Origin of the sequence: Cupriavidus sp. YR651 (genome assembly GCF_900101625.1) — a bacterium.
Lineage (GTDB): Bacteria > Pseudomonadota > Gammaproteobacteria > Burkholderiales > Burkholderiaceae > Cupriavidus.
The window spans coordinates 44,019-70,017 of sequence record NZ_FMYZ01000022.1; the positions used below are offsets into that span (position 1 = coordinate 44,019).

At 62.0% G+C, this 25,999-nt stretch carries 25 protein-coding genes; 19 read left to right on the plus strand and 6 right to left on the minus strand.

Annotated features, from left to right (window positions below; genetic code table 11):
- Nucleotides 1–1,368 carry an MmgE/PrpD family protein gene (locus BLR29_RS30115; RefSeq protein WP_176861102.1) on the minus strand — a complete coding sequence of 456 codons (1,368 nt, stop codon included), beginning with the start codon at nucleotides 1,366–1,368 and terminating at the stop codon, nucleotides 1–3.
- Nucleotides 1,369–1,736: 368 nt separating this feature from the next.
- Between BLR29_RS30115 and BLR29_RS30120 the strand changes: the two genes are divergently transcribed.
- Both BLR29_RS30120 and BLR29_RS30125 read left to right on the plus strand, forming a co-directional pair.
- Nucleotides 1,737–2,618 (plus strand): fumarylacetoacetate hydrolase family protein, encoded by an 882-nt coding sequence (locus BLR29_RS30120; RefSeq protein ID WP_092143274.1) that lies wholly within the window; start codon nucleotides 1,737–1,739, stop codon nucleotides 2,616–2,618.
- Between the two features lie 24 nt (nucleotides 2,619–2,642).
- Nucleotides 2,643–3,626 (plus strand): VOC family protein, encoded by a 984-nt coding sequence (locus BLR29_RS30125; protein WP_092143277.1) that lies wholly within the window; start codon nucleotides 2,643–2,645, stop codon nucleotides 3,624–3,626.
- 136 nt (nucleotides 3,627–3,762) lie between these two features.
- Here BLR29_RS30125 and BLR29_RS30130 read toward each other — a convergent pair whose 3' ends face one another.
- Nucleotides 3,763–4,296 carry a DUF4339 domain-containing protein gene (locus BLR29_RS30130; protein WP_092143280.1) on the minus strand — a complete coding sequence of 178 codons (534 nt, stop codon included), beginning with the start codon at nucleotides 4,294–4,296 and terminating at the stop codon, nucleotides 3,763–3,765.
- Between the two features lie 531 nt (nucleotides 4,297–4,827).
- Nucleotides 4,828–5,862 carry a LacI family DNA-binding transcriptional regulator gene (locus BLR29_RS30135; RefSeq protein WP_092143283.1) on the minus strand — a complete coding sequence of 345 codons (1,035 nt, stop codon included), beginning with the start codon at nucleotides 5,860–5,862 and terminating at the stop codon, nucleotides 4,828–4,830.
- Between the two features lie 155 nt (nucleotides 5,863–6,017).
- Here BLR29_RS30135 and BLR29_RS30140 point away from each other — a divergent pair, with 155 nt between their 5' ends.
- From BLR29_RS30140 to BLR29_RS30170, 7 genes are all read left to right on the plus strand, one after another.
- Nucleotides 6,018–6,992 carry a Bug family tripartite tricarboxylate transporter substrate binding protein gene (locus tag BLR29_RS30140; RefSeq protein WP_092143286.1) on the plus strand — a complete coding sequence of 325 codons (975 nt, stop codon included), beginning with the start codon at nucleotides 6,018–6,020 and terminating at the stop codon, nucleotides 6,990–6,992.
- A 59-nt stretch (nucleotides 6,993–7,051) separates the two neighbouring features.
- A complete protein-coding gene (locus BLR29_RS30145; protein ID WP_092143289.1) occupies nucleotides 7,052–8,599 on the plus strand; it encodes a class I adenylate-forming enzyme family protein in 1,548 nt (515 codons plus the stop codon).
- Entirely contained in the window at nucleotides 8,596–9,315 is a 720-nt protein-coding gene (locus BLR29_RS30150; RefSeq protein ID WP_092143292.1) for an SDR family oxidoreductase, read from the plus strand. Before BLR29_RS30145 ends, BLR29_RS30150 begins: the two co-directional genes overlap by 4 nt.
- On the plus strand, nucleotides 9,312–10,115 hold the full coding sequence (locus BLR29_RS30155; RefSeq protein ID WP_092143295.1) for a citryl-CoA lyase: 804 nt from the start codon (nucleotides 9,312–9,314) through the stop codon (nucleotides 10,113–10,115). The genes BLR29_RS30150 and BLR29_RS30155 overlap by 4 nt, the downstream gene beginning before the upstream one ends.
- A gap of 65 nt (nucleotides 10,116–10,180) precedes the next feature.
- Nucleotides 10,181–10,723, plus strand: a complete 543-nt coding sequence (locus tag BLR29_RS30160) for a carboxymuconolactone decarboxylase family protein (RefSeq protein WP_092143298.1) — start codon at nucleotides 10,181–10,183, stop codon at nucleotides 10,721–10,723.
- Nucleotides 10,724–10,814: 91 nt separating this feature from the next.
- Nucleotides 10,815–11,573 (plus strand): SDR family NAD(P)-dependent oxidoreductase, encoded by a 759-nt coding sequence (locus tag BLR29_RS30165; protein WP_255371522.1) that lies wholly within the window; start codon nucleotides 10,815–10,817, stop codon nucleotides 11,571–11,573.
- A gap of 42 nt (nucleotides 11,574–11,615) precedes the next feature.
- On the plus strand, nucleotides 11,616–12,623 hold the full coding sequence (locus tag BLR29_RS30170; protein WP_092143304.1) for a Bug family tripartite tricarboxylate transporter substrate binding protein: 1,008 nt from the start codon (nucleotides 11,616–11,618) through the stop codon (nucleotides 12,621–12,623).
- 603 nt (nucleotides 12,624–13,226) lie between these two features.
- On the opposite strand, the gene BLR29_RS30175 is transcribed toward BLR29_RS30170, so the two are convergent.
- Nucleotides 13,227–13,499, minus strand: a complete 273-nt coding sequence (locus tag BLR29_RS30175; protein ID WP_255371518.1) for a winged helix-turn-helix transcriptional regulator — start codon at nucleotides 13,497–13,499, stop codon at nucleotides 13,227–13,229.
- Nucleotides 13,500–13,657: 158 nt separating this feature from the next.
- On the opposite strand from BLR29_RS30175, the gene BLR29_RS30180 reads away from it, so the two are divergent.
- Entirely contained in the window at nucleotides 13,658–14,200 is a 543-nt protein-coding gene (locus BLR29_RS30180; protein WP_092143310.1) for a carboxymuconolactone decarboxylase family protein, read from the plus strand.
- Between the two features lie 174 nt (nucleotides 14,201–14,374).
- On the opposite strand, the gene BLR29_RS30185 is transcribed toward BLR29_RS30180, so the two are convergent.
- Nucleotides 14,375–14,962 carry a carboxymuconolactone decarboxylase family protein gene (locus BLR29_RS30185; RefSeq protein ID WP_092143313.1) on the minus strand — a complete coding sequence of 196 codons (588 nt, stop codon included), beginning with the start codon at nucleotides 14,960–14,962 and terminating at the stop codon, nucleotides 14,375–14,377.
- A gap of 489 nt (nucleotides 14,963–15,451) precedes the next feature.
- On the opposite strand from BLR29_RS30185, the gene BLR29_RS30190 reads away from it, so the two are divergent.
- From BLR29_RS30190 to cax, 9 genes are all read left to right on the plus strand, one after another.
- Nucleotides 15,452–16,321, plus strand: a complete 870-nt coding sequence (locus BLR29_RS30190) for an ATP-dependent Clp protease proteolytic subunit (protein ID WP_255371519.1) — start codon at nucleotides 15,452–15,454, stop codon at nucleotides 16,319–16,321.
- A 378-nt stretch (nucleotides 16,322–16,699) separates the two neighbouring features.
- The gene (locus BLR29_RS30195; protein WP_092143316.1) at nucleotides 16,700–19,021 is read left to right on the plus strand and encodes a DUF3141 domain-containing protein; all 2,322 of its coding nucleotides are present in this window, start codon (nucleotides 16,700–16,702) and stop codon (nucleotides 19,019–19,021) included.
- 64 nt (nucleotides 19,022–19,085) lie between these two features.
- Entirely contained in the window at nucleotides 19,086–20,024 is a 939-nt protein-coding gene (locus BLR29_RS30200) for a phosphate acetyltransferase (RefSeq protein ID WP_092143319.1), read from the plus strand.
- A gap of 4 nt (nucleotides 20,025–20,028) precedes the next feature.
- Complete coding sequence (locus BLR29_RS30205) at nucleotides 20,029–21,219, plus strand: acetate/propionate family kinase (RefSeq protein ID WP_092143322.1); 1,191 nt, start codon at nucleotides 20,029–20,031, stop codon at nucleotides 21,217–21,219.
- On the plus strand, nucleotides 21,216–21,863 hold the full coding sequence (locus BLR29_RS30210) for a 3-oxoacid CoA-transferase subunit A (protein WP_092143325.1): 648 nt from the start codon (nucleotides 21,216–21,218) through the stop codon (nucleotides 21,861–21,863). The genes BLR29_RS30205 and BLR29_RS30210 overlap by 4 nt, the downstream gene beginning before the upstream one ends.
- A 23-nt stretch (nucleotides 21,864–21,886) precedes the next feature.
- Entirely contained in the window at nucleotides 21,887–22,552 is a 666-nt protein-coding gene (locus BLR29_RS30215; protein WP_092143327.1) for a 3-oxoacid CoA-transferase subunit B, read from the plus strand.
- A complete protein-coding gene (gene fabI, locus BLR29_RS30220; protein WP_092143330.1) occupies nucleotides 22,549–23,331 on the plus strand; it encodes an enoyl-ACP reductase FabI in 783 nt (260 codons plus the stop codon). Before BLR29_RS30215 ends, fabI begins: the two co-directional genes overlap by 4 nt.
- A gap of 311 nt (nucleotides 23,332–23,642) precedes the next feature.
- Nucleotides 23,643–24,176 (plus strand): transporter suffix domain-containing protein, encoded by a 534-nt coding sequence (locus BLR29_RS30225; protein WP_092143333.1) that lies wholly within the window; start codon nucleotides 23,643–23,645, stop codon nucleotides 24,174–24,176.
- A 118-nt stretch (nucleotides 24,177–24,294) separates the two neighbouring features.
- The gene (gene cax, locus BLR29_RS30230) at nucleotides 24,295–25,359 is read left to right on the plus strand and encodes a calcium/proton exchanger (protein ID WP_255371520.1); all 1,065 of its coding nucleotides are present in this window, start codon (nucleotides 24,295–24,297) and stop codon (nucleotides 25,357–25,359) included.
- 181 nt (nucleotides 25,360–25,540) lie between these two features.
- Here cax and BLR29_RS30235 read toward each other — a convergent pair.
- The coding region (locus BLR29_RS30235) for a DUF3734 domain-containing protein (RefSeq protein WP_176861103.1) at nucleotides 25,541–25,999 on the minus strand (459 nt) is incomplete at its 5' end.

Consider the following 25,999-nt stretch of genomic DNA (forward strand, 5'->3'; position numbering starts at 1 on the left):
TTACTCCGTCACCAGCCGTTCGAAGACCTTGGTGCAGTCGTCGCTGTCGACGATGGCCCACGCAAGGTTGAAGACGGCGTCCGTTTCCGATCCCAGGACCGGCTTCACCAGCTGGCGGAACTTGACCTTGATGTCCTCGCGGTTCATCGGGCTTCGGTGGGTGCCCTTGGGGTCGCGGGCATGCACCTCGCGGGTAGTGCCGTCGGCCAGCGTCACCGTCGCGCGGATCTGAATCGTGCCGGGCCATTCGGCCTCGATCTTCTCGTCGACCACCACCTTGATCTTCTGCATCAGCGCGCGCACCGTCGGGCTGGACAACATCTCTTCGGTGTACGACGCCAGAGTCACCCCACCGTCCAGCAGCGCGACCGCGACGACGTAGGGGAGGCTGTGGTCGGCGGTCTCGCGAGTCGTCGGCGCCCATTTGGCCGGCTCGCTGCCGGACTCGTGCCGCAGGAAACGCGAGGTGTGCAGCACCACCTCGCGAACCTGCGTGAGGTCCAGTCCCTCGCGCAGGCTCAGCGCGGCCCAGATGCCGATCTGGCAGTTGGCCGTCGCCGGGAAGTACTTCAGGCCGGAACGGAGCACGGCCCACTCGCCGAACGGCTCGAGGTTCATCGGGCCAGCCTGGCCCTCCATGATCTCGATGAAGCCGTGTCGGCCCTCGAAGGGGTCCGAGGGACCGGTCAGGCCGTGCTCGGCAAGCTGGCAGGCGAAGACGGCCTGCCGGGTGCTCGCCGCGGTCGCCACGCCCTTGTAGTGCGAGAGTTCGCCGGCGCGACTCGCCCGCAATGGCAGTCCGTTGGTCGCGGCCAGGGACACCGCCGTGCGGGTCTGGGCGCGGTCGTACTCGAGCATGTGCGCGATGCCGGCCGCCGTCGCGATGGCAACGGCAAAGCCCTGGTCGATCGAGAGGTAGTCAACCAGCGCCCCGTGGTCCTTGCGATAGGACCTGTGGCGCAACGAGATGCGGTGGAACACCTCGTAGGAGACCGCGATGCCGGCGAGCAAGGTACGTCCGGGCAGCCGGCGCGAGCCGGCTACCGCGATGAGCGCACCCAGGATGTCGCTGGGGTGCCCACCGGTAAACGTGTCGTTGTAGTCGAGGTAGCGAATCATCGAGGTGTTCCAGAACGCCGCCATGTCCAGCGTGGCGACGGCGGAGCTGCCGATGACCGTGCCGCCCGCACCGCGTGGGAGGTCGGAAATCGCCGCCGCGGCGAGCGCGCCAGGGCAATCCCGCGCCGCCATCGCGCAGGCGATGGAGTCCACCAGGATGCCGGTCACGTGTTCGATCACGTGGTCAGGGATGTCTTCAGGCCGTACGCTGGCGACGAAGTCGGTGATCTGCTCGAGTGCGTGGTCCATCGGTGTCCTCTCCAATTGCTTTGGTGTGTGAGTTGTCTCGTGAATCGGGGGTCGCGTGTCGTGGACCGCAGTCATGCCGCGACTGCCCAATTCCTCGTTGCAGATTAAGGTCGGGCCTATCCCCTGTCATCCGCCGAATTCCACAAGATGGAAATCTCGGACTCCCGCGCCCTTCCCCACTGATACCTGGCAGCTATCGCCAGGGAAAACACGCCATCTTTTGATGCTCGCCCCAAGCCAGTAGGCTTCCCTCGGGGTGCCAGCGCGGGCCGCGTTTTTGCGCCGATTGCGCGCTGCAGCAATCTTTCCCGCAATGCCTCCGGGCCATGGCCCCCCGCCCTATACAAACAGAGAGACAGGAATTCCCAATGCGTTACGTCCGCTTTATCTTCGAAGGCAACAAATACCTGGGCGCCCGTGAAGGCGACAAGATCCGCATCCTCGGCGAGGCATCGATCGAGCACCTGCTGGGCACCGGCGTGGACCTGGAAACCTACGCCAATACGCAGCCCGGCGGTCGGTTGGTGGATGAGGCCGACATCACGTTCCTGCCGGTCGTCGAGCATCCCGCCAAGATCTTCTGCATCGGCCTGAACTACGCCGACCACACCCGGGAAAGCCAGTACGAGCAGCCCGCGTATCCCACCATTTTTCCGCGCTATGACACCAGCCTGGTGGGCCACGGCCAGCCGATCGTCCGCCCGCGCGTGTCGGACACGCTGGACTACGAGGGCGAACTGGCCGTGGTGCTGAAGAAGGGGGGCCGCCACATCCGCAAGGAAGATGCGCTGGATTGCATCGCAGGCTATGCGCTGTTCAACGACGGGTCCGTGCGCGAGTACCAGTTCGTCACGCCGCAATGGACCGTCGGCAAGAACTTCGATGCCACCGGCGCCTTCGGCCCGGAACTGGTCACTGCCAGCGAAGTGCCGCGCGGCGCCCGGGGGCTGCAGCTGGAAACGCGCCTCAACGGCGAGGTCGTGCAATCGGCCAGCACTGACACGATGGTCTTCGACATCGCCACGCTGATCGCCGTGATCAGCGAAGCCATCACGCTGGAGCCCAGCGACGTCATCGTGACCGGTACGCCGTCCGGCATCGGCTGGGCCCGCCAGCCCCGGCTGCTGATGCGCCCCGGCGATGTCTGCGAGGTATCGGTGACGGGCTTCGCGCCGCTGCGCAACACAATCGCCGACGAGGAGGTTGCCGCCAGCGCCGCCGAGGCCAGCCCCGCCATGCGCGCCGCCTGACCGCCATCGCCAGGGAGGAGACCGATGACAACACAAGCGGAGAATGGTGGCGCGGGGGATCGCCCGGCGTCGGCCCATTCAACTGGCGGCGCCGAAGCTCGCCCGGCGTCGGTGCATTCGATTGGCCACTACGCGCTGACGGTGCCGGACATGGATCGCGCCGCGCACTTTCATCGCGCGTTTGGCCTGAGCGTGGTGCCCGATGGCGATGGCCTGGCGCTGCTGGCACAGGGCGAACATATCTGGGCGCGACTGCTGCCGGGCGAGCGCAAGGCGCTGGCGTGGCTCAGCTTCCACTGCTTCGCCGGCGATTTCGATGCGATCCGCCAGCAGCTCGTTGCCGCCGGCGTCGCCTTTGCCGGTGACTCGCCCCACGCCACGCAGGAGGGCCTCTGGTTCTACGATGTCGACGGCAACCTTGTGCAGGTAAAGGTCGGCCCGAAGACCGCCCCGAGTGCCAAGAGCCCGTTGCGCGATATCCATGCGCGCGCGGACCAGCGCGGCGCCCGCGTGCGCAGCCAGGTCACCACGGTGCGCCCGCGTCGGCTATCGCATGTGCTGCTGTTCACGCCCGACGTGTCGCGCGCGCTGGCGTTCTACGGGTCCGCGCTGGGGCTGCGCCTCTCCGATCGGTCGGGCGACGGTATTGCGTTCACGCACGCGCCGCACGGTTGCGATCACCACCTCGTGGCATTCGCCAGGAGCACCGCGCGGGGCTGGCATCACGCCGCCTGGGACGTGGCGAGCATCGACGAGGTGGGCCAGGGCGCCGCGCAGATGGCGGAGGCCGGCTATACGGAAGGCTGGGGCATGGGCCGGCACGTCCTGGGCTCCAACTTCTTCCACTATGTGCGCGACCCATGGGGCTCGTTCTGCGAGTATTCCGCCGACATCGACTACATCTCCGCCGGACAGCCCTGGCCCGCAGGTGACTACCCGGCGGAAGACGCGCTGTATCAGTGGGGGCCGGAAGTACCGCCCTACTTTGTTCACAACGCGGAGGCGTGAACGACTGGATAACGGCTGGGGGCGTTTGCAACGTTGCAAACCCAAATAAAAGAGCTCATCGCCGATTTCCGGGGAAGGTCGCCATGCCGCAGAGTTCGACTCCTGCCCTCGAATCAAGGTCCTTCGAGCTTGCGCATCAGCCAATAATCAGAGACAGGAAGAACGTTGCAATCCAAACCCAGAAGTATGCGGGGGATTGTTGCAGGGCTGTCTTGCGCTTCCACAGATACACGGGGACGAGAAAGGCGAAACGCTCAATTTGGTTAACATCCGCGCCGGTCTTCTTAAGCTGACGGACATCAAATAGGCTGAGACCGACATTTAGTACGAGCGTGATCCACCAAAAACGATTGAGCTGGCTCTCGCTAACAAACTCGCCGTACACGACGCCGGCGACAAACCCTTGTAGGAGGAGCCCAAGAATTGGCGCGATTGCCAGGGTCCACACTAGACCGTTGTTAATGCGGTGGCCGGGTAGGACCGGTGGCGCGCTCACGTTGCCAAGGTGCATCGCAAGCGGCGTCTGGGACAGGGGTTTCCAGTCATGAAATCCGGTCTGCCAGACAAGCGTTTGGCTGTTTATCGCACGATCTCCGACAAGCCTCACGATGTCGGTCTCGGATACGGGGCCGAGGCGCTCGCCGTTTTTTTCATAATGCCACACGGTCATGTCATGAACTCCTATTTCGTGGTTATCCGATGATCAAATTTGGAAGAATGTGAAGGCAGGATTTTGTCGGTCAGGATAGCCCTGCTAAAGTCGACCGCCCCGCCCCGGGGCACGCATCGCTACGCGTCAGCCCCGCAAACACACCTATTGTCGGCAGTTCGTAAGCGTTCAATACCAGACGTCGGAGGGGGTTGCGAAGGGTACAAGACGACCGGGTGTATATCTCTGGTCGGGCTGTTCGGTATCTTGAAGGGACTATCGAGATCCCGGAAGCGTAGGGGCCCGTTGTACCGCGGAAGCCGCCATTGAAGTCGCATTGGGCCGAAGGGCTGAATCGGGTCGTTCAGTCGCATCTGGCTGCGGCGGCCGGAAATCCCTAGCTCATCAAGAGCCCCTACCGGCTGCGACCAACCACCCTTGACTACGCTCCCTTGATCCCAGGTGGCCGGTCAGGATGGAAGCAATGCGATAGTCGTTCCAACGGAATGTGGATTAGGCCAAGCGGTTAGATGTCGTCGGCTTTCACCACGCTCATGCAGGCGCCGCAATACGCGAGTCTCGCATCGCACATGATTCCCCCAATACCAAATCCAGCGGCACGCTGACGCTTCTTGGCAGAGATTCGGTGATGCCTTCAAGACGATCGAGCATCAGTCGCGCTGCGACTTCCGCAGCCGCTTCAATATTGAAGCGCAGTGTGGTCAGCGGTGGGTACATTAGCTCAAGGGTCTCCGGTGTACCAATTCCGATAACCGAGAGGTCGCGTGGAATATCTAAACCAGCCCTGCGCGCTGCATAGACAGCGCCTGAAAGCAGGCGAGTGCCAAGCGCAATAATGGCAGTCGGCGGTTGGTCCAGGGCCAGCATGGCACTCATCTGCACGCGGGACGAATCCACTGCGGAACGCGACATGAACACCAGTCCAGGATCATAGGCAATGCTGGCGGCCGCCAGGCCGTCCTGGTATCCCAACAGCTTTTCGCGGCCAGGGCGGATGTGCTCGCCAGGGCCAAACAGCGCGATGCGACGGTGCCCCAGTGAGACCAGGTAATCCACTGACTGCCGGACGCCGGCGCGATGGTCGAGCATGACCGCATCCATTGGTACGGGGGTTTCCCGATCCAGGATTACGACAGGCAGCTCGCACGAACTGAACAGGAATTCCGCGGGCGACTCACTTTCCACGCTGGGCGCGGCAATGATTCCCTCTAGCCGACGCGTCTCGAAGAGCGAGACCAGCTCGCGATCCCGGTGCGGCTGATCCAGCGTATTCCCGACAACCAGCGAATACCCGGCGTCCTGCATGTGACGCTCCACCTCGCTGAAGTGCGCGGCCAGCAGCGGGTTGCGGATGTTTGAGACTAGGTATCCCACCGTGCGGCTGCGTCCGGTACGCAGATGCCGGGCGGCGAAGCTCGGAGCGTAGCCGAGTGTTTCCACCGCGGCCAGCACGCGAGCCCGCAATTTTGCGCTCGCATAGCCTGTCCCGTTCAGCACGCGTGACACGCTGCCGATCGAAACGCCCGCAGCCTCAGCAACATCCCTCACAGATACGCGTTGCGTCATGGTCTTCCCTAATGAAAACGTTCCACAGTTGGACGCCAGTTTTTCCGACTGTTAATTTACCACCACGCCATTTTTTCTGTCATTTCTTAACGGAAAACGTTTTCCGAAACATGCAAAAAATCGCTCATCGAGGCGTCCCGCACCGGAGACCCTGCTTGCTGTACCGACTGCTGCCAGGCCTGCTCGCAGCAACAGTCATTTCAATGCTTGCCACGCCGACCCCGGCGCAGACCTATCCGTCCCGACCGGTCCGCCTCGTCGTCCCCTTCCCGCCCGGCGGTACGGCTGATGTGTTCGGCCGCCTGCTGGCCCAGCAATTGATGCAATCGCTCGGCCAGCCATTTGTGGTGGACAACCGCGCAGGGGCCGGCGGCAATATCGCAGCCGGAGCTGTCGCCAATGCGGCCGCCGACGGCTACACCGTGCTGCTCGGCACGATCGGCACGCACGGCATCAATCCCAGCCTGTACAGCAACCTGCCGTACTCACCTCGCAAGGACTTCCAGCCGGTGGCGTTGGTCTCTTCCGGCGCCAACGTACTCGTTGTCCATCCCGACGTGCCAGCCCGTACGGTCAAGGAGCTAATTGCGCTGGCAAAAAGCCGGCCTGGCCAGTTGATGATGGGCTCGTCGGGCAATGGCAGCAGCATTCATATGTCCGGTGAACTGTTCCAGGCGACGACCGGCACACGCTTTACACACGTGCCCTACCGCGGCGCGTCTGCGGCCCTCACGGACCTCATGGGCGGCCGCGTCCACCTGATGTTTGACAACGTGCCGTCTTCGCTTCCTCTGATCGCCAAAGGACTGGTGCGACCCCTTGCGGTCACTTCGGCACGTCGCTTACCCGCGTTGCCCGATGTGCCTACCCTCGCGGAAGCCGGTGTCCCGGGCTACAGCGTCAGCAATTGGAGCGGCCTCTTCGTGCCGGCAAACACACCGCCTGATGTCGTAGATCGCCTGAATGACGCCGTGAGGAAAGCCGTGACTAGCGACACGATGCGAAAGCGCTTTGTCGAAATGGGCGCTGACACACAGGCCATGAGCCCCACGGAGTTCGCTCGTTTCGTGGACGACGAGATGGTCAGATGGGCCCGGATCGTCAAAGTGTCGGGAGCGCGGCCGGAATGAGATCTCTAGCCTCGTGTCGTGCGGCAATCGTGTCGGCCAATCTTCAAACCGGAGTACTTATGCAGCCGATTGACTTCCTTCTGAGAACCGCAAACTCGTTTCCCCAGCGTATCGCCCTGGAAGCAGACGATGTCTCAGTCACTTACGGCGAACTAGCCCGGCAAGTGTCTGCGCTAGCCACCGCCTTCCAGGACATCGACCCGGCGCCCGGTTCACGGGTGGCCATCTGTGCCGGCAACAGCGTCCCGCACGTAATCGCCCTACTGGCGACCCTGGCGGCAGGCAAAACCTGGGTGCCACTCAATCCACGCGGCGCGGGCCCGGAACTGGCCAGGATCATCGAGTTCACGACACCGTCGATTCTCGTGTTTGACGAAGCCCACCGTGAGCAGTGTTGCTACGCGGTCCCGGCCGGCACGCGGCGCATTGTTTGCGGTACCCACCCGTCCATGCCGGACAGTATTGAGGCCATGCTGACGGCATCGCGAGGGCGTGTCCCTCGACGCCATTCAAGGGACTTGTCCGAAATCCAGGCCATCAAGTTCACTGGTGGTACGACGGGCGCCCCTAAAGGCGTCATGCAGTCCTTGCGTGCCTGGAATGCCACGGTCGTATCGATCCTGACAGCAATGCAATTGCGGGACGATGAGCGCTATCTCGCAGTGGCATCGATCACTCACGGCACGTCGACCTTCCTTCTTCCCGTGTTCGCCTGCGGGGGAACGATTGTCCTGGCGGGTTCGACCAGGCCGAAGTCAGTACTGGACCAACTCGAAAGTGGCCGCATCACCGCGACCTTCATGCCGCCCACGTTGATCTACGACTTGCTCGATGAACCCGGTGTTGCTGAGCGGGACTGGTCGCACCTGCGGCATCTGGTCTATGCCGCCGCGCCGATGCGAGCAGACCGCATCGCCCAGGCCATCGAGGTGTTCGGCACGCTTGAGACATCGTTCGGACAGACCGAGGCGCCTGCGGTCATTGCCTACATGCCTGCAGCCGACCTGCGCAATCCAATGCGCCACGGATCTGTGGGCCGCGCCACCTCTCTGACCGAGATTGGGATCATGGCCCCAGACGGCAACCTGCTGCCGCCGGGAGAGGCCGGAGAAATCGTCGTTCGAGGCGAACTATTGATGAGCGGCTACTGGCGACAGCCAGAAAAGACCGCTGAGACCATCGTCGAAGGCTGGCTGCATACCGGCGATGGCGGATACCTGGATCCGGAAGGATTTCTCTACTTGAAGGACCGGCTGCGAGACATGGTCATCAGCGGCGGCTTCAACGTCTACCCGAGCGACGTCGAGAATGCCTTGGGTGAGCATACAGCCGTCTGCCGGTGCGCGGTCTTCGGCGTCGAGGATCCACGCTGGGGTGAAGCCGTACATGCCGCCGTCCAACTCAGGCCCGGCACGGACGTGTCGGCCGATACGCTCAGGGCCATTGTCAGAGCTCGGCTCGGCCCCGTCCAGACGCCCAAACAAATCCACTTTCTGGACAGCCTACCTCTGACCGCGAACGGCAAGGTTTCTAAACAGGCCCTCCGGGCCCAGTTGACGAGTTCGAACGTCAAGGTCCATTCCCCCAAGGAGACGCTCGCATCATGATTCCCGAATCCATACTTGTTACCGGAGGCTCTGGTGGTATCGGGTGGGCCCTGTGCCAAACCCTGGCGAGGCGCGGCTGCCATGTCGTCAGCGTCGACCGCGTCGCGCCGCCCCAGCAGGACGTTGTGGAATTCTACGAAGCAGACATGGCCAGTGAAGCTGAGCTCGCCGCAGTCTTGCGCGATGCCTGTGGCAAACATGCGTTCGGTGGGCTCGTCAACAATGTGGCCACGCTGCGTGCCGCCAACCTCGACGATACGAGGTTGGAAGACTTTGACAACCAGATGCTGGTTAATGCCCGCGCTGCCCTGCAATGCGCCCAAGCGGTGATCCCCACCATGCGCGCGGCTCGGCAGGGTCGCATTGTCAACATTTCCAGCCGTGCGGCGCTTGGCAAGGAAATGCGCACGGCCTACGCCGCGACCAAGGGCGCCCTCAACGCAATGACTCGGACGTGGGCGCTTGAACTGGGCGCGGACGGCATTACCGTGAATGCGGTCGCGCCCGGGCCGATCGCCACGGCGGCGTTCGGCGCGGCCAATCCGGCACAGCAAGCGTTGACGCAGCGTATCGTCTCTGGCGTTCCCGTGAAACGGCTGGGCACGGCCGACGACATCGTCCATGCCGTGGAGTTCTTCCTGGATACGCGGGCATCCTTCGTGACCGGGCAGATATTGCATGTCTGCGGCGGTATTACCGTGGGGTTGTCCGCATGAGTACCGCTAGCAGAAGCATCCGCACTGACATCGGCACGACCACGCCCGATCAAATTTCGGTGCGTGGCCGCGATCTCGCGCGCGACGTTATCGGCAAGCTGGATTTTGTGCAGATGCTGTGCCTGGTTGCGCTCGGCAGGCTGCCAGAACCGACTGAGGCGCGCATGATCGACACGCTACTCGTCACAGCGGTGGACCACGGACTGACACCCAGTGCGATCAGCACGCGCATGACCTGGCTTGGCGCTCCCGAGTCACTGCAGGGTGCGGTAGCCGCCGGCCTGCTTGGCGCGGGTGAACGCTTTCTCGGCACGGTGCAGAACATCGCCGAACTGCTTTTGCGAGAAGCTGCAGATCTGGCGCCGGACGCTCAGGGACCTGTAGTGCACGAGACCGCACGCCGGGTCGTGGCGACTGCGCGACAGGCCGGGCGTGCCCTACCCGGCCTGGGCCATCCGATCCACGCTGACGGCGATCCACGCGTGCCGGCATTGTTCAATACCGCCAAAGCTAACGGATTTTTCAGCCGGCACTGCCGTTTCGCCATCGCACTCGCGGAGGCGTCAAGTGAGCCGGGTGCAGATGGGAACATGAAGCCGAAACTCCCGCTCAACGCGGCCGGCGCCATCGGAGCCATTTTGGCCGACATGGGGCTGGACCCCCTGTTTGGCCGTGGCCTCGCACTGATCGGACGTTGCGCCGGCCTGGTCGCCCATGTCCTCGAGGAGCGCGAACATCCGACCGCTCCACTCATGTGGGATCTGGTACTGCGCCAGGACACGCGAAACGTGCTGCCCTGATACCCAGAAGGTTACCGCCTCATCCACCACTCATGCGCCGTGCCAACGCGGCCAGAGGAGATTCCATGGCTCGCATGCCATATTTTGACGTCAATGAAGTCACCGGCCCGCTCGGCGAGCTGGTGCGCGGCCGTCCGCCGCTCAACCTGTACCGCATCCTCCCCAACGCGCCCGAGACCGCTATCGGCTTCCTGGCGCTGGGACGCGCCATTCTCGTGAAATCGGCGCTACCCGCCACGCTGCGCGAGCTGGCCATCCTCAGGGTGGGCGCACTGTGCAAGGCCCCCTACGAAATCCATCAGCATCGCCGAGTGGCGCGCGCCGCCGGATTGCCCCAAGCAAAGATCGAAGCTGTCCTCGGGCCCGACTCAACCAAAGTACTCGACTCGCGCGAGGCGTTAGTGGTCGCATTCACCGATGCCGTGGTGCGCGACGTCAAGGCACCTGACGAGCTGTACGCACGCGTAGCGAAGTCACTTGGAGATCAGCAGACCATGGAATTACTGGTGACCATCGGCTACTACATGCTGGTGTCTCGCCTGCTGGAAAACCTGGAAGTCGAAATTGAGAACCCGCCGCTTGAACATCTGGAGATCCCCCGTGACTGATATCCTGCAACCGAGTCCTGATCAGCAACTCTTCGCGCCCGCACTGGGCACTGTCCGTCGCGAGGGGCGCCTTGCCGGCCGCCGGATCCTGGTGGTTGGCGCTGGCCAGCGCCAGACCGTGGACCCCATCCCTTCCGTCGGAAACGGACGCGCCATGTCGGTGCTGTTTGCGCGCGAGGGTGCAGCGGTGACTTGCGCCGACATCGATCCCGGCGCCGCCCAAGGCACGGTTGACTGGATCGCTCGTGAAGGCGGGCGGAGCTTCGCGGTTCAAGCTGACGTTTCGGACCCTGCCCAGATTTCCCGGATGGTGCGCGAAGCAGTATCCGCCATGGATGGCCTGGACGGGCTCGTCGTCAATGTCGGCATTGGCACCCAGAACCGCTTTGGCGGCGAAAATCCTGCCGACTGGGATCGCGTACAAGATCTGAACCTGCGGGCGCCAATGTTCTGCGCGCAGGAGGCTGCCGCTGTCATGCCACCCGGCAGCACGGTCGTCTTCGTCGCCTCCACCGCGGCGATCTCGCCTCTGAGCGGCCTGCCGGCCTATGAATCATCCAAAGCCGGCCTAATGGCGCTCGGTCGCGCCGTCGCCTTTGCCGGGCAAGGTACAGGACTACGCGCCAACGTGCTCGCACCAGGCTTGATCGACACGCCAATGGGACGCGACGCCTCGCGCGCCCGCCCGTCGCGTGCGGCGCGCCCCCTGCCCTTTGGACGGCAAGGCACGGGCTGGGAAGTCGCCAATGCCGCTCTCTTCCTCATCAGCACCGAATCGTCCTACGTCAACGGCCAGATGCTAGTCGTGGACGGCGGACTGTCCATTGGTGCCGTGCGCGCTGCAGCCTGACGGAACCCGGCGCCGATCGAGCATATTAGAGAGGAGACCCAAATGAACTTCTGGACCTTATGCGCCGGCGCCGCTTCCGCGGCCTCTCGGTATCTTGCCCGGGGGGCGTGGCTCGTCATGGCTTGCATGACGAGCACGGTTCTCGCGGAGACATGGCCCGCACGACCAGTGCGGTTGATTCTGCCGAGTGCAGGTGGTAGCGGGCCCGACACTATCGCGCGGATTTTTGCGGAGCGCCTGAGCCGGTCGCTGAAGCAGCCTGTGGTCGTGGACAATCGGCCCGGTGCCAACGGAGTGATTGGCGTCGATGCCGTAGCAAAGGCAACTCCGGATGGCTACACACTGCTGTTTGCCAGTTCGTCGTCCACCGTCATCAGCCAGGCGTTGTTAAGCAAGCTGCCATTCGACGTGACACGGGACCTTGTGCCCGTGGCTCAGATCTTCGCGGGCGGCATCCACTTGGTGGTCACCAATGATTTCCCCGCGCATGATCTCAAGTCCTTTGTGACCCTAGTGAAGGCCAACCCCGGCAAGTACGATTACGCGACCTGGGGTCCAGGATCGACGGGACAACTAATCATGGAGTCATTGAAGGGGCGGAATGGCCTCGATATCCGCCACGTTCCCTACAAGACCATCGGCCAGATCTACCAGGACATGCAGGGCGGACGGATCCAGGTCGCCTTTGTCGATGCCACCAGTTCTGTCCCACTGATCAAGAATGGGAAGCTGCGAGGCATCGCCATTACTGGCTCTCACCGGGGGCCCGCCCTGCCAGCACTGCAAACTATGACGGAGCAAGGCTACCCCTTCGATACAGACGCCTGGTATGGCGTGTTCGCTCCCAAAGGAACCTCTCAATCCGTGGTAAGCGCGGTACACCGCGAGGTCCTGGCGACCCTTTCAGCGCCTGAACTGCGTGAGCGGTTCCTGCAACTCAATCTAGTCGATCCACCGCTGAAGACACCAGAGCAGTTCGCGCAGACAGTGCGAGCGGACCTGCTGGTATGGCAGAACATCGCAAGGGTCAATCAGATCCATCTGGACTGAGACCTCGCTCCCTGTGGGTACAACTCAGGATACGTTGCATAACCGTCTAGCTATTCGCGAGCGGCGCAATATTGGCTCGTTAGCCGCCCAAGGCTCGGCGGCGTCAAGGTTTGCACCAATCTCGCCGCTCGCCGAGTCTTATACCGGCAGCGAATCCGTAGCGTCGCGTCGCGTGCCTTAGGGAGCGGATGTCAGCTAGGGGTGGCCGGCTTCAGCTAATCGGTCGCGGCTGTCAGCATCGGGCCTGGTGCACCCCAAACGGCCTGTCTACTGCCCATAGCCCGCCCTCTTGGCGCAGCGCATGCCGAGGCCAGCAGTGCGAGGTCATCGGCGTACTTGCCAATGAGCTGCGCGCCAATCGGCATGCCGGCAGCCCCCGTTCCGATGCGGAGCGCGACAGTTGGCACCTACAGGACCGTCCACAGTGCGCCGAACCGTGGCGAGCCGGATTCGACGACGCCAACTTCGGCTGCGCCGTCTGCTGCAGGCCGACGAAGTCCACGTGAGAGTCGGCGATCGGCGCCGCTCGCGCCGAAGGGCTTCGAATGCACCGCCCCACCCTGAACTGCCGACATGAGTCAAAAGAAGCTGCGCCGGCTCGCCTCAACCCAAATTTGTGTGCTTCGCCCATTCCTCGGCCCATGCAAACAGCGGTTCCAGCGCCGCGCCAAGACTCCCCCCCTGATTGGTCAGTCGATAGCCGCCGATGGTGTGCTCGACCAGGCAAGCTTCCTTCAGTTCAGCCAGTCTCACGTTGAGCAGACGGGAGTTCGTTTCACACGCCTCTTGCAGAGCCCGAAACGTCATCGGATCTCCTCGCAGTTCCCACAGTATGCGCAGCGCGGTGCGCCGACCAAGCAGGTCCAGCGCGACCATGATGGGGCGTCCAGTTTGTGAGCCACGGACAGGCTGACCAACTTTGGGTGTCGTCATGCTTTACTTTGTACAGCGTACGGAATAGGATGCGGGTGCGGATGCTGTATTTTGTACAGCATCTGAATTGAATAATCATACAGTCCTACACCGGAGATGCCATGTCTGCCCGTATTGCGCCAGCCACAGTTCCGTTTGACGAAGACGTTGCCCAACTCATCGAGCACACGATGAAGGGCCGGCCCCCTTTGCATTTGTTCGCGACCCTTGCTCGGGATCCGCGCCTATGCAAGAAGTTCTTCTTCAGCGGACTTCTGGACAAGGGGAATCTGACGGTTCGCCAACGAGAGATCGTCATCGATCGGACCACCGCTCAGTGCCGCTCCGAATACGAGTGGGGGGTGCATGTCGCCGTGTTTGCAGAACAAGCGGAACTATCCGCAGAGCAAATCCGCTCGACGGCAATCGGGACAGCGGATGATGCCTGTTGGTCGAAACAAGACAGTCTTCTGATCCGTCTGTGCGATGCCTTACATCGCGACAGCGACGTTAACGATGCCCTGTGGCATGAACTGCGCGAAAATTTTACGGAAAACGCGATCATCGAGCTGCTGATGCTGGCGGGCTTCTACCACACCGTTAGCTACCTGACCAACTCCCTGAGAATGCCTTTGGAAAGCGTCGGGGCCCGGTTCCCTGAGTAAGGCTGCGATAGCGCGACGGAAACGCCCGCTGTCGCGCCGTGCAGCCAATTCGGTAAGCACAGCACACCGTTATCGTGCCCTATCGCCGCCTCCCGACGACGCCGGCCTCGGGTACTGTGCAGGCCAGCGAGCAAAAATCGGATGATTAAGTGTCACTGTCTTCCTCATATGCTTTTATGCTTCATACACAATGCCTGGATGTATCCCAGGATGCTTCTCGGATACATCTACGGGCGGAAAGTCGACATCGGTACCGTTGATACGGTTGAACGTGTTGGTGAAGATGCCAAGCGCTATGGTCAGTGAGATCTCCGCCAACTGAGCGTCGGTATAGCCGGCCGCACGGATAGCGTTGAATTCGCCATCGCTGATCGTGCCGCTTGTGGTATGCAGATGAGACACGAAACGCACCAAGGCATCACGCTTGACGTCACCTGTCGGCCGCTCCGCGCGAATGGCACGCAGTGCCTCCACCTGCAGACCCGTCAACTTGCCTACGTAGCTGTGCGCGGCCACACAAACCTCGCAGCCGGTCTTCTCACTAATTAGTAGTTTGATAATTTCGTGCTCTTGCCGGCTCAGGCCGCCCGAGTTCAATGTGCCTTGAGCGTCGAGGACCGCAGCCAGAGACGCAGGGACTAGATAGCCCAGCGCAGCGTATGTATTGGGGACACGGCCACCGGAGATCTTCTTCACTCGCGCATAGATTTCGGCGGTGGCGCCGGTGGCGGATTCGACGGCGGGGATAGCGATACGGCTCATGGTGTGATCCTTTTCTTCATCAAAAGGTAGGAGTGCTCACTTTATGCCTACCTCATAACTATTTCGAGACGGCATTAGATCAAAAAAATGCCCAAAAGGATCAAAGGATGATGAATCTTCCCTACGGGCCCGTACGCGCCACGGACATCTCGATAAGGAAGAGCCGAGGCCGTACACGACGTCGTGCGCGCTGCACTAAAAGGGCAGGAACGGCCGGCGGGCCTCAGCAGACGGCTGTCACATGTCGGCCACTTGCCGTCAATCGCCCGAGCAAGGGTGGACGACTGCTTCGGGCGGAAACAGCCACAAGCGGATATTTCGTCCAGAGCAGCGGCTAAAGAGTAATTACCCAGGCCCCATACTGGGCGGTGCGCTCCTTGATCGCGAGGAAAGTACGAAGCTTCTGCAACTGGCGGGAAGCCATTGCTGGAGGGTGAGTTCATGTGCCGTAATGGATGCCCGAATTGCAGAGTCATGACAAGGCGAGTCATGGACGCGGTGCTCTCCTGCCTCTGTTTCCATGTGTTCTTGTTTCCCGCCGAAGCTCTGGGCATGGAGTTTCGCATCTACCACCAACCTCAGATCAACCTGAGGATGATTGTGGCGGAGGGAAGGATCCAGACCGGTGATGCAGACAGGTTCATGGCGCTCGCCAGGATTGCCGATCGGGATGACGAAGGGCTGGTTACGTTGATTTTGAATAGTCCTGGCGGCAATGTTGAAGCCGCCTTCCGGTTCATCGATGCTATGGACAAGGTGCGCGTCTATACGGCAGTCCCCAACAATGCCAATTGTGCGTCTGCGTGCGCTTCGATCCTGTTTGCATCAGGGGAACGCCGCAGCGTTCTTGGTTCTGGATTGTTGGGCTTCCATAGTTGCTATAGACGCCATGGGGGTAACTATGTCGAAGACTCTCTTTGCAACGAAGTCATCGCGGCAAACGCCATGCAAAGGGGAATCAGCCATGCAGCCATTAATCGCTTTGTTTCCGACTATGGCGCGCGCGACATGGCGTGGGTTGGACGAGATAACGCTTGCAAGTCCCTGCAAGGACTCTGCAAGCCAGGGCGCCTGGAGATTCGAGCCGATACAAGGGCTGCGCTAGCGCGCAGCTTCGATTGCAGCAAGCTCGTATCCATTCAATCCCAGCTGGTTTGCGGAGATGTGGAGCTTGCACGCGTCGACAAGGAGCTAGCTGATATATATGGTCAGAATCTTCAAGCCTCATCCAATAAGGCACGCATACGAAAAGGCCAACGAACCTGGCTTCGAGATTATCGAAACAAGTGTAGTGATAAGGCCTGTCTGCTACGCGTCTATCGCCTGCGCATCAATGATCTGAAACGATTGCGATCGTGATGGTGATTCGGGATAGCCCGATGCGCCGGACAATGTCTCGAAGAGGAACTTCCTCGCAGCGGGAACTCGTCGCGCCTTAAGCACTTCAGGTCACTCGGTTTGCACGAAAGTTCTCATCTCCCCTTCGGAAAGATTTCATATTAGGTTCCAACGCCAGTTCGGCTAGAGTGGGCAACGAAGGTCAGCGGGAAGCCCATCCGGCGGGCTCGCGGTACTCAATGAATGGCCCCCGACCTGTGCGCTGGCAGGAGCTGCATTCCCACAGGATGGATTGCGCCCGCATTGCGTTATCCGCGCGTCGACATGAAATTGTCATGACGACGCTCTAGAAAAACTGTTCGTGCCCGCAGATTTGCAGAGTTCGTGGCGGAGGTCGCAATGGATTCAGGAAAGCAGCTTGCTCATGCGCATGAAGTGGGCACCAAGACAAGCCTGGTGTTGCAGAAGCGCCTGAAGAATGCGCAGGAAGCCTTCGGCAACCGTGTGCGGCACGCAACGGGCAACGGTGCCACTGCGCCATCCTCATGGATGGCCGGCGCCGATCCGATGAGTTGCTACGCCTATGCGATTGACAGCATGCAGCGTGCCATCCTGTTCTGGGACACGCTCAGGCAGCGCGGCAATCACTTTGTAGAGAACACCACTCAAGGGCTCAAGCCCGTCCTTCATTTCGACTACGAGACCGTGCTCGACGGGCGCCAGTTTGCGCGTCCCGTGAACTACGCCCTGCTCAGGATTACGCCAGCAGCAGGCGTCACCATCGACGACAGCCGCCGCCCCTATGTCATCATCGATCCGCGCGCCGGCCACGGCCCGGGTATTGGCGGCTTCAAGGACGACTCGCAGGTTGGGGTAGCCATGCGGGCGGGCCATCCGGTCTACTTCGTGATCTTTTTCCGCGACCCGGAGCCTGGGCAGACACTGCTCGATGTATGCGAAGCCGAGCAGGTGTTCATCAAGAAGGTGCGTGCCCTGCACCCGGACAGTCCCAAGCCAGCCATTATCGGCAACTGCCAGGGCGGCTGGGCGGCCATGATGCTGGCCGCGTCGGATCCGGACGATACCGGTCCCATCGTCATCAACGGCGCACCCATGTCGTACTGGAGCGGCGCCTGGAGCGAGGGGGAAGGCGACAACCCAATGCGCTACTCGGGTGGTCTGCTGGGGGGCACCTGGCTGGCGTCCCTCACCGCGGATCTTGGCAACGGTAAGTTCGACGGCGCCTGGCTGGTCCAGAATTTCGAGAAGCTGAACCCGGCCAACAGCCTCTGGGACAAGTACTACAACCTGTACCGCAAGGCCGATACGGAGCCTCCGCGCTTTCTGGAATTCGAACGCTGGTGGGGTGGCTATTACCTCATGAACCGCGAAGAGATCGAATGGATCACGCGAAACCTCTTCGTGGGCAACAAGCTCTGGAGCGGCGACGTCAAGAGCGCAACCGGCAAGGCCTTCGACCTGCGCGATATCAAGTCACCCATTGTGTTGTTTGCCTCGATGGGAGACAACATCACCCCGCCGCAGCAAGCCTTTAACTGGGTCGTGGATCTCTACGGCAGCACCGAGGAAATCAAGGCCAGAGGGCAGGTCATCGTCGGCATGATGCACCAGAACATCGGGCATCTCGGCATTTTTGTCTCGGGCAAGGTGGCCAAGAAAGAGCATGCGCAGATTGTGTCGGTACTCAAGAGCATCGAACTGCTACCTCCCGGACTCTACGGCATGGTGATCCACGAACGCGAGTCCGGCAACGGCATCGATTATGACGTCGAGTTCCAGGAACATACCCTGGAGGAGATCGCCGGCAGGCTCAATCGTTTCCAGCGCGTCGATGAAAAACCGTTCGAGGCTGTTGCCGCGCTGTCGGACTTCAATCAGCGCGCCTATGAGCTGTTTGCCCAGCCGCTCGTGCAGGCGATGTCGAGCGAGATGTCGGCGCGCCTGTTGCGCGAGTTTCATCCGCTGCGGGTCCAGAACTGGGCCTTCTCCGACATGAACCCATGGCTGGCGTGGCTCGGCCCTACTGCCGAGGCTGTCAGGGCGAACCGACAGGCGCTGGGGGCGGACGCGCCGCTGCGGGAGCATGAGCAGGTTGGCGCCGAAATGTTGAGCGCAACCCTGGATGCCTATCGCGCCGTGCGCGACGCCATGACAGAAGCCACCTTCTTCGGCCTGTACGCGAACATGTTCTCCTTCTATTCCCGAGGCGAAACGCCCGCGCACGCGGACACGCGCGCGGTCACTACGCCGGGGGAACTGCCGGAGGTCAAGGATGCCTTGGCCTCCGTGAAGCGCGGGGGCTACACCGAAGCACTTGCCCGCGTGGCTTGCCTGCTGAAACGCAAGGGAGAACCGTTGCCGCTGTCCCGGCTGGAACTGCGCAAGGAACTGGTTGATGACTTGGTAGAGTTCCTGCCAGAAATGCCAATGGACGAGTGGCGCAGGATCCGTGGTCAGCAGGAAATCATCGCGCGGTATGCACCGGAACAGGCGATCGAAGCGCTGCCAGCCTTGCTCAGGGATCCGGCGGACCGGCAGCGGCTGCACGCCCTGGCCTCGAAATTAAGGGCAGACGAGCGCCTGCTGGGGTACGAGCCGACGGCCGAGCAGGCTGCCATGCTAAAGCGCATCCAGGCGGTGCTGGCTGGCGGCGCGGAGCGTCAGCATCGCGCGGCGGTGCCGCTTGCCCGCGCGTCCTAGCGCGACTGACTCCCTGTCGAAGCAGGGTTCTGACACCGGCGGCTGGTGACGCAGGAGGAAGCCCGTGAACGCAAAACACGAGAAATATCAGCGTCTGATCGACTTCTGCAAGTCGATTCCCCCTACACCCACCGCCGTCGCTCATCCATGCGACCAGAGTTCGCTCGAAGGGGCTGTGCAGGCGGCACAGATCGGCCTGATCGCGCCAATCCTGGTGGGGCTCCGTAGTCGCATAGAGGAAACCGCTCGCGCCAGCGGCGTTGACGTCAGCCCATACCCTATCGTCGATGCGCCGCACAGCCACGCCGCCGCCGAGGCCGCGGTACAACTGGTGCGCGAAGGCAAGGCCGAGGCACTGATGAAAGGCAGCCTGCATACCGATGAGCTGATGGCCGCCGTGGTCAGGCGGGACGGCGGGCTGCGCACCGAACGGCGCGTCAGCCACTGTTTCGTGATGGACGTGCCTGGCCACGAGGATGCGCTGATCATCACTGATGCCGCCGTCAACATTGCTCCCACGCTCGATGAGAAAGCGGACATCCTGCAGAACGCCATCGATCTCGCCCATGCGTTGCATGCCAAGGAGGTCCGTGTGGCCATCCTGTCGGCCATGGAAACCGTCAACCCCAAGGTGCCATCCACCGTGGAGGCGGCGGCCTTGTGCAAGATGGTCGATCGCCACCAGATCACCGGCGCACTGGTGGATGGCCCGCTCGCACTGGACAATGCCATCGATCCGGAGGCCGCACGGATCAAGAAGATCGATTCGCCTGTGGCAGGCCACGCCAACGTATTGCTGGTTCCCGATCTTGAGGCCGGCAACATGCTCGCAAAGAGCCTGTCTTTTCTGGCTGGCGCCGACGCCGCAGGCATCGTACTAGGGGCGCGGGTACCCATCATTCTCACGAGCCGTGCCGACTCCCTGACGACGCGCCTGGCGTCCTGTGCGGTTGCCACACTGGTGGCCAAGTTCCGCCGGGAGTCCGGCCGCACGATGGGGTGATGCGATGGCCGACGTCATTCTTGTCCTGAACGCGGGTTCGTCAAGTCTGAAGTACTGCGCCTACGGTGCCCATGGGGATGCGCTGGACTTGATCCTGCGAGGCAGCATCGATGGGCTATACACGTCACCGGCCTTTCGCGCGATCGACGCCTCGGACACTGAGGTTGAGGCAAGGCAATGGGACGATGGCACCGAACTCGGGCACAGTGGTGCGGTTGAATTCCTGGCGGATTTCCTGCGTGGTCATGGAGAAGGCCACACGCTGATCGCCGTTGGGCACCGCGTGGTACACGGCGGCATCCGCTTCACGGAGCCGGTCAAGGTAACCGGTGAGGTGCTGGCCGAGCTGCAGACGCTTACTCCGCTTGCCCCGCTGCACCAGCCACATAACCTCAAGCCGATCCGCATCCTTGCCGAGCGGCGGCCGGAACTGCCCCAGGTGGCCTGTTTCGACACGGCCTTCCACCGCGCACAACCGGAGACCGCCCAGGCCTTTGCACTCCCGGACTCGGTGACCGGGCGTGGCATCCGGCGCTACGGCTTTCACGGGCTATCCTACGAGTACATCGCCAGCGTCCTGCCTGGCGTGGACGCCAGGGCCGCAGCGGGCCGTACCGTGGTGGCGCACCTCGGCAACGGCAGCAGCATGTGCGCCATGGTGGCCGGGCGCAGCGTGGCCAGCACCATGGGCTTCACGGCAGTGGATGGTCTGCCAATGGGCACGCGTTGCGGCAGCCTCGATCCGGGTGTGATCCTGTACCTGATCAACGAGCTCGGCATGGATGCCCATGCCATCGAAGACCTTATTTACCGCAAGTCCGGCCTGCTCGGCGTTTCAGGCATCTCCAGCGATATGCGCGTGCTGCTTGCCAGCGACGATGCGCGGGCGCGCTTTGCCGTCGAGCTTTTTACATACCGTATCGGGCGCGAACTTGGTTCGCTGGCGGCCGCAGCGCAAGGACTCGACGCGCTGGTCTTCACCGCCGGCATTGGCGAACATGCCGCGCCGATCCGGGAGCGGGTGTGCCGGCAGGCCGCATGGTTGGGCGTCACGATCGATCCCGAGGCAAACGCCAGTGGCGGGCCGCGGATTAGCGACGCGCTGGCCCGGGTCCCCGTATGGGTGATTCCCACCAATGAAGAGCTGATGATCGCCCGGCACACGAGGACAGCCATCGAAGAGGTGACGCCATGAAGACCGTCAAGCTAGAGCAAGCGGTCGGCCTGATCCCGGATGGCGCCACCGTGATGGTGGGCGGCTTCATGGGGGTTGGCACGCCGGAGCGGATCATGGATGAACTCGTACGGCAGGGCAAGCGGGACCTGACCGTGATCGCCAACGATACGGCAACACCCGGCCGAGGCATCGCCAAACTGGTCACGGCGGGGATCGCGCGCAAGGCGATTGTCAGTCATATCGGCCTCAACCCCGAAACCCAGCGCAAGATGATCGCAGGGGAGATGGAGGTGGAATTGGTCCCGCAGGGAACGCTGATCGAGCGCATCCGTGCCGCCGGCTGTGGCCTGGGTGGCATCCTCACACCCACCGGGGTCGGCACGCTGGTCGAAGCGGGCAAGCAAAAGCTCGAAGTCGACGGCGTCGCGTACCTGCTCGAGACCGCACTGCGGGCCGACTTTGCGCTGGTCGAAGCCTTCCTCTCGGACTATCAGGGCAATCTTGTATACGCCCTCACCGCGCGCAACTTCAACCCGATCATTGCCATGGCCGCGACGACCGTGATCGTCGACGCCGTGCACATTGTGCCGGTTGGCATGATTTCGCCCGATCACGTCATCACGCCTTCGGTGCTGGTGGATTACGTGATCGCGCATGCGTGATGGCCACAGGAGACGTCACGATCATGGATGCACAAACCATCATTGCCAGGCGCGTTGCCCAGGAATTGCGGTCCGGTATGCTGGTCAACCTAGGCATCGGAATTCCCACGCTGGTTGCAAACTACGTGCCGCAAGGCATGCAGATCTTCTTCCAGTCCGAAAACGGGCTGATCGGCACTGGGCCCATTCCCTTGGAGGGGATGGCCGAACCTCACCTGACCGACGCCGCGGGCATGCCCGTCAGTGCGCTGCCTGGGGCATGCACTTTCGACAGCGCGATGTCGTTCGGGCTGATCCGCGGCCATCACCTCGACATGACGGTGCTGGGTGCCCTGGAAGTCGATGAGGCCGGCCACCTTGCCAATTGGACCATTCCCGGCAAGCTGGTGCCCGGCATGGGCGGGGCCATGGATCTGGTCGCAGGCGCAAAGCGCGTGGTGATTGCCATGCAGCATTGCGCAAAGGGCAAGTCCAAGATTGTCAGGCAATGCAGCCTGCCTCTGACGGGCATGCGGACGGTTGACCTGGTAGTGACCGAGCTGGCGGTGATCGCCTTCGACAGCGGGACCGCCACGCTGCTGGAAACGGCGCCGGGCGTGTCGGTGGAAGCTGTGCTGGCGGCAACCGAGGCCACGCTCGTGGTGCCCGGGCACGTGCCGGAGATGAACTTTCAGGAGGGCACAACATGACAGCTCTGCCGAAGCAAGCAATTCTGGAAAATTCAAAGGCTCTTGTCTGCGGCATCGCGAACGAGCATTCGATTGCCTATGGCTGCGCCAGGGCATTTCATGAGTTAGGCGCAGAAGTTGCAATCACCTACGCCAATGAAAAAACCAGGCAGTACGTAGCGCCTCTGGCAGAGGCGCTGGCCTCGCCGATCTTCCTGCCGCTCGACGTCTCCAACCATGCCGAACTGGAGGCGCTGTTCGCGCAGATCCAGGAGAAGTGGGGCAAGCTTGATCTCCTTGTGCATTCCGTGGCCTGGGCACCGAAGGAAGATCTGCAAGGCGGGCTGCTGAACTGTTCCGCCGAAGGGTTCGCCAAGGCGATGGACATTTCCTGCCATTCCTTCGTGCGCATGGCGCGTTTGGCAGCTCCGCTAATGCGGGATGGCGGGACGATGTTTACAATGAGCTACTACGGCGCGAACAAAGTGGTGCCGAACTATAACGTCATGGGGCCAGTGAAAGCTGCCTTGGAAGCGGTATCGCGTTACCTGGCCTACGAGCTCGGCCCGCAGGGCATCCGTGTACATGCAATATCGCCGGGCCCGCTCCAGACAAGGGCCGCTTCAGGACTGAAGGACTTCGACCTGATGCTTGCGGATGCGGCGCAGCGCGCGCCGCTTGGCGAACTGGTGGACATCATGGATGTCGGATTCACATGCGCGTTCCTTGCCACGCCTTATGCCAGAAGGTTGTCTGGCGAAACGCTGTATGTGGATGGCGGCGTGAATATCATGGCATAGCATGGCGGGGTCAGTGGCTCGCCTGAAATCGCCCTGCCTGCACCATCGCTTAAGAAATGAGTTGGGGCCACAATCGGATCAAGGTGGCTAACAGTAGACAAAGCCACGGATAAGGGAGGCCGCCGCTAGCCTGACCTGAGCCAGGCAAACTCGAGCGCTTCCCGAAGGCCATTTCGGGTCCCGACAATGTATCTCCAAATCGTGGTGACCTTAGGTACGACATCAACGATTGGCATCGGGTAATCGGCGTCGAGGATGCTCCGACCGATCGTGCATGTTGAGCCCGCCCCTCGCGGAAGAGGAGTGTGAGCATGTCAAATCCCGACACTCAGGCCGGACCCCTTGCATCCGGCACCCGGCGCTTCCGGGCCGGTATCGGCATTTTAGTCCTGGCGTATGGGGCATGGCTGGCGGTTCCGGTGGCGGCCTCGGCTGGAGCTTCCCCCGCCCACATTGCCACGTTGACCGGCGCCATCGTGGTTGCCAACAAGATCATGCTGATGGTCAGCGTTGCGGTGATGGGAAAGCCGGGATTCCTGCGGGTGAAGGAAATGATGCTTCAGCACCTGAGGGGCGTGTCTCCCGACGACACCGTTGGACCGGTTCGCCACGCAGTCGGTCTTGCGATGTTCTGCCTGCCGCTTCTCTCGGCGATGCTGGAGCCTTACATAGACGCGATCTGGCCAGATTTGCGACCGAGGCTTTGGGAAGCACAATTGCTCGGCGATGTGATGTTGATCGCCAGCGTCTTCGTGCTCGGCGGCGAGTTTTGGAACAAGGTGCAGGCACTGTTCATCCGCACCGCACGCGTGGTGGACTATGGAGAGCCGGGTGGTGGGGTCTGAGACGCGAGATCGCCTGACTTACGGGCACTCCACAGTGGCGGTCGCGATCGTTGCGTTGCTCGGTGACTGGCAGTACCTGCAGGGCTGATGTCCCGGACGTAGGAGGCAAGCTATGTGGATGAATTGGCTTCTTGTCTTTGTTCCGATGGCAATCGCCCTGGAATTCCTCGCTTCCGATCGCCATCTCCTCATCTTTGTTACCTCTTCGCTGGCCATCCTGCCCCTTGCCGGTCGAATGGGCCAAGCCACTGAGCAACTGGCCGAACGCATGGGCGAAGCGGTTGGCGGACTCCTCAATGCGACGTTCGGCAATGCAGCGGAACTGATCATCGCGCTGGCCGCCTTGCGTGCTGGACTGCATCAGGTAGTGGAGGCGTCCATCGTCGGTTCCATTATTGGGAACATGCTGCTGGTGTTTGGCGCCGCGATGCTCGCCGGAGGCGTCCGTTATCCTGAGCAAACCTTCAATCCGCGTGGCGCGCGTTCCCAGGCGACCATGCTCATTCTGTCGGCTATCGCGCTGATTCTTCCGGCAGCCTTCGAAGCCGCCGAAGGCAAGTTATCCGTGTTGGACCCGCTCAGCGTTTCGATTTCCATCGTGCTCCTTGTCGTCTACGCGCTGTACCTGGTGTTCTCGCTGGTCACACACCCGGCGCTTTTCCGCAGTGCACACGAGGCCGAAATGGCCATACAGGAAAGCACGGAGCACAAGGCATACGCGTCCGGAGGACGCGCGCTTGCGATACTGGCGGCAGCCACCGCAGCCATTGCCTGGATGAGTGAGATCATGGTGGGTTCGCTCGCCCCCATGATGCGCGACTACGCGCTAAGCGATATCTTCGTCGGTGCCTTCGTTGTCGCGATCCTGGGCAATGCAGCCGAGCATGCATCGGCCATTACCGCTGCATTGAAGAATCGCATGGATCTGTCGTTTTCCATCGCCGTCGGCTCAAGCGTCCAGGTGGCGCTGTTCGTCGCACCGGTGCTGGTACTCGCAAGCCACTTCCTCGGTCCGGCGCCGATGGACCTCGCGTTCCGTCCGGCCCTTGTGTTGATCGTCATCTTGTCAGTACTGGTCACGGCGCAAATGGCAAGCGATGGCCATGCCGATTGGTTCAAAGGCACGCAACTTCTGGTCGTCTATCTTGCCCTCGCCCTCACCTTCTTCTTCCTCCCGCGCTAAAGAATGAATGACTGCTTCTCTTCATGTTCGCGCCCTTTGCCCAATATTCTCCAGGTGTCCGAGAAGGGTCCGATAAGCGACCTCCCGCCTCCCGGAATTTTAGGAACTACCAGGCCTCAAGCCCCCCGCACAAACCTGGTCCGAGCGCGTCTCGCAAAGTCAGAGCTTTAGTACAAGCGCGTCAACCGCACGCATCCGGCATCTCCACGCCGACCCGATGCACGGCAATCCCCTCTATCGGGTCCAGCGGCTCGCGCCATGGGGCACGCTCCAGCGCGCGTCGCGTGTCGTTGTATCCGGCCATCCAGCGGCGCTCGATCCCGCAGGTGGAGAAGTCGATATCGCGGTGCATGTCGTTGCCGTCGAGTTGCGGCGCATCGAGCTCGACCACGTGCATGGTCGTCCCACATCCCCAGCCGAGCAGTTCCTGCACGGGGGCCTGCTCGCGTTCGCTTTCCGGAATGTGCTTGCCCAGCTCACGGATGACGTGCCGCAGGCGGTGGATCTGCCGCTGGCGCTCTAGATGGGACTCCGCCCGGCTGGAATACTGGATATCCCGCAGCCGGCTCATCACCTGCCAGATGGAATCGGGCTCCGGGCCGCTGGCGGGCCAAAGCTGCACGGCGAAGATCAGCGAACT

What these genes read in the sequence shown, in the direction of transcription:
- BLR29_RS30115 (WP_176861102.1), bottom strand. Translation starts at nt 1,368, where the DNA reads ATGGACCACGCACTCGAGCAGATCACCGACTTCGTCGCCAGCGTACGG.
- BLR29_RS30175 (WP_255371518.1), bottom strand. Translation starts at nt 13,499, where the DNA reads ATGGTCGCGCTGGACCTGCTTGGTCGGCGCACCGCGCTGCGCATACTG.
- BLR29_RS30150 (WP_092143292.1), top strand. Translation starts at nt 8,596, where the DNA reads ATGATTCCCGAATCCATACTTGTTACCGGAGGCTCTGGTGGTATCGGG.
- BLR29_RS30205 (WP_092143322.1), top strand. Translation starts at nt 20,029, where the DNA reads ATGGCCGACGTCATTCTTGTCCTGAACGCGGGTTCGTCAAGTCTGAAG.
- BLR29_RS30155 (WP_092143295.1), top strand. Translation starts at nt 9,312, where the DNA reads ATGAGTACCGCTAGCAGAAGCATCCGCACTGACATCGGCACGACCACG.
- fabI (WP_092143330.1), top strand. Translation starts at nt 22,549, where the DNA reads ATGACAGCTCTGCCGAAGCAAGCAATTCTGGAAAATTCAAAGGCTCTT.
- BLR29_RS30215 (WP_092143327.1), top strand. Translation starts at nt 21,887, where the DNA reads ATGGATGCACAAACCATCATTGCCAGGCGCGTTGCCCAGGAATTGCGG.
- BLR29_RS30225 (WP_092143333.1), top strand. Translation starts at nt 23,643, where the DNA reads ATGTCAAATCCCGACACTCAGGCCGGACCCCTTGCATCCGGCACCCGG.
- BLR29_RS30160 (WP_092143298.1), top strand. Translation starts at nt 10,181, where the DNA reads ATGGCTCGCATGCCATATTTTGACGTCAATGAAGTCACCGGCCCGCTC.
- BLR29_RS30180 (WP_092143310.1), top strand. Translation starts at nt 13,658, where the DNA reads ATGTCTGCCCGTATTGCGCCAGCCACAGTTCCGTTTGACGAAGACGTT.
- BLR29_RS30130 (WP_092143280.1), bottom strand. Translation starts at nt 4,296, where the DNA reads ATGACCGTGTGGCATTATGAAAAAAACGGCGAGCGCCTCGGCCCCGTA.
- BLR29_RS30170 (WP_092143304.1), top strand. Translation starts at nt 11,616, where the DNA reads ATGAACTTCTGGACCTTATGCGCCGGCGCCGCTTCCGCGGCCTCTCGG.
- BLR29_RS30125 (WP_092143277.1), top strand. Translation starts at nt 2,643, where the DNA reads ATGACAACACAAGCGGAGAATGGTGGCGCGGGGGATCGCCCGGCGTCG.
- BLR29_RS30210 (WP_092143325.1), top strand. Translation starts at nt 21,216, where the DNA reads ATGAAGACCGTCAAGCTAGAGCAAGCGGTCGGCCTGATCCCGGATGGC.
- BLR29_RS30195 (WP_092143316.1), top strand. Translation starts at nt 16,700, where the DNA reads ATGGATTCAGGAAAGCAGCTTGCTCATGCGCATGAAGTGGGCACCAAG.
- BLR29_RS30185 (WP_092143313.1), bottom strand. Translation starts at nt 14,962, where the DNA reads ATGAGCCGTATCGCTATCCCCGCCGTCGAATCCGCCACCGGCGCCACC.
- BLR29_RS30135 (WP_092143283.1), bottom strand. Translation starts at nt 5,862, where the DNA reads ATGACGCAACGCGTATCTGTGAGGGATGTTGCTGAGGCTGCGGGCGTT.
- BLR29_RS30120 (WP_092143274.1), top strand. Translation starts at nt 1,737, where the DNA reads ATGCGTTACGTCCGCTTTATCTTCGAAGGCAACAAATACCTGGGCGCC.
- BLR29_RS30190 (WP_255371519.1), top strand. Translation starts at nt 15,452, where the DNA reads ATGGACGCGGTGCTCTCCTGCCTCTGTTTCCATGTGTTCTTGTTTCCC.
- BLR29_RS30145 (WP_092143289.1), top strand. Translation starts at nt 7,052, where the DNA reads ATGCAGCCGATTGACTTCCTTCTGAGAACCGCAAACTCGTTTCCCCAG.
- cax (WP_255371520.1), top strand. Translation starts at nt 24,295, where the DNA reads ATGAATTGGCTTCTTGTCTTTGTTCCGATGGCAATCGCCCTGGAATTC.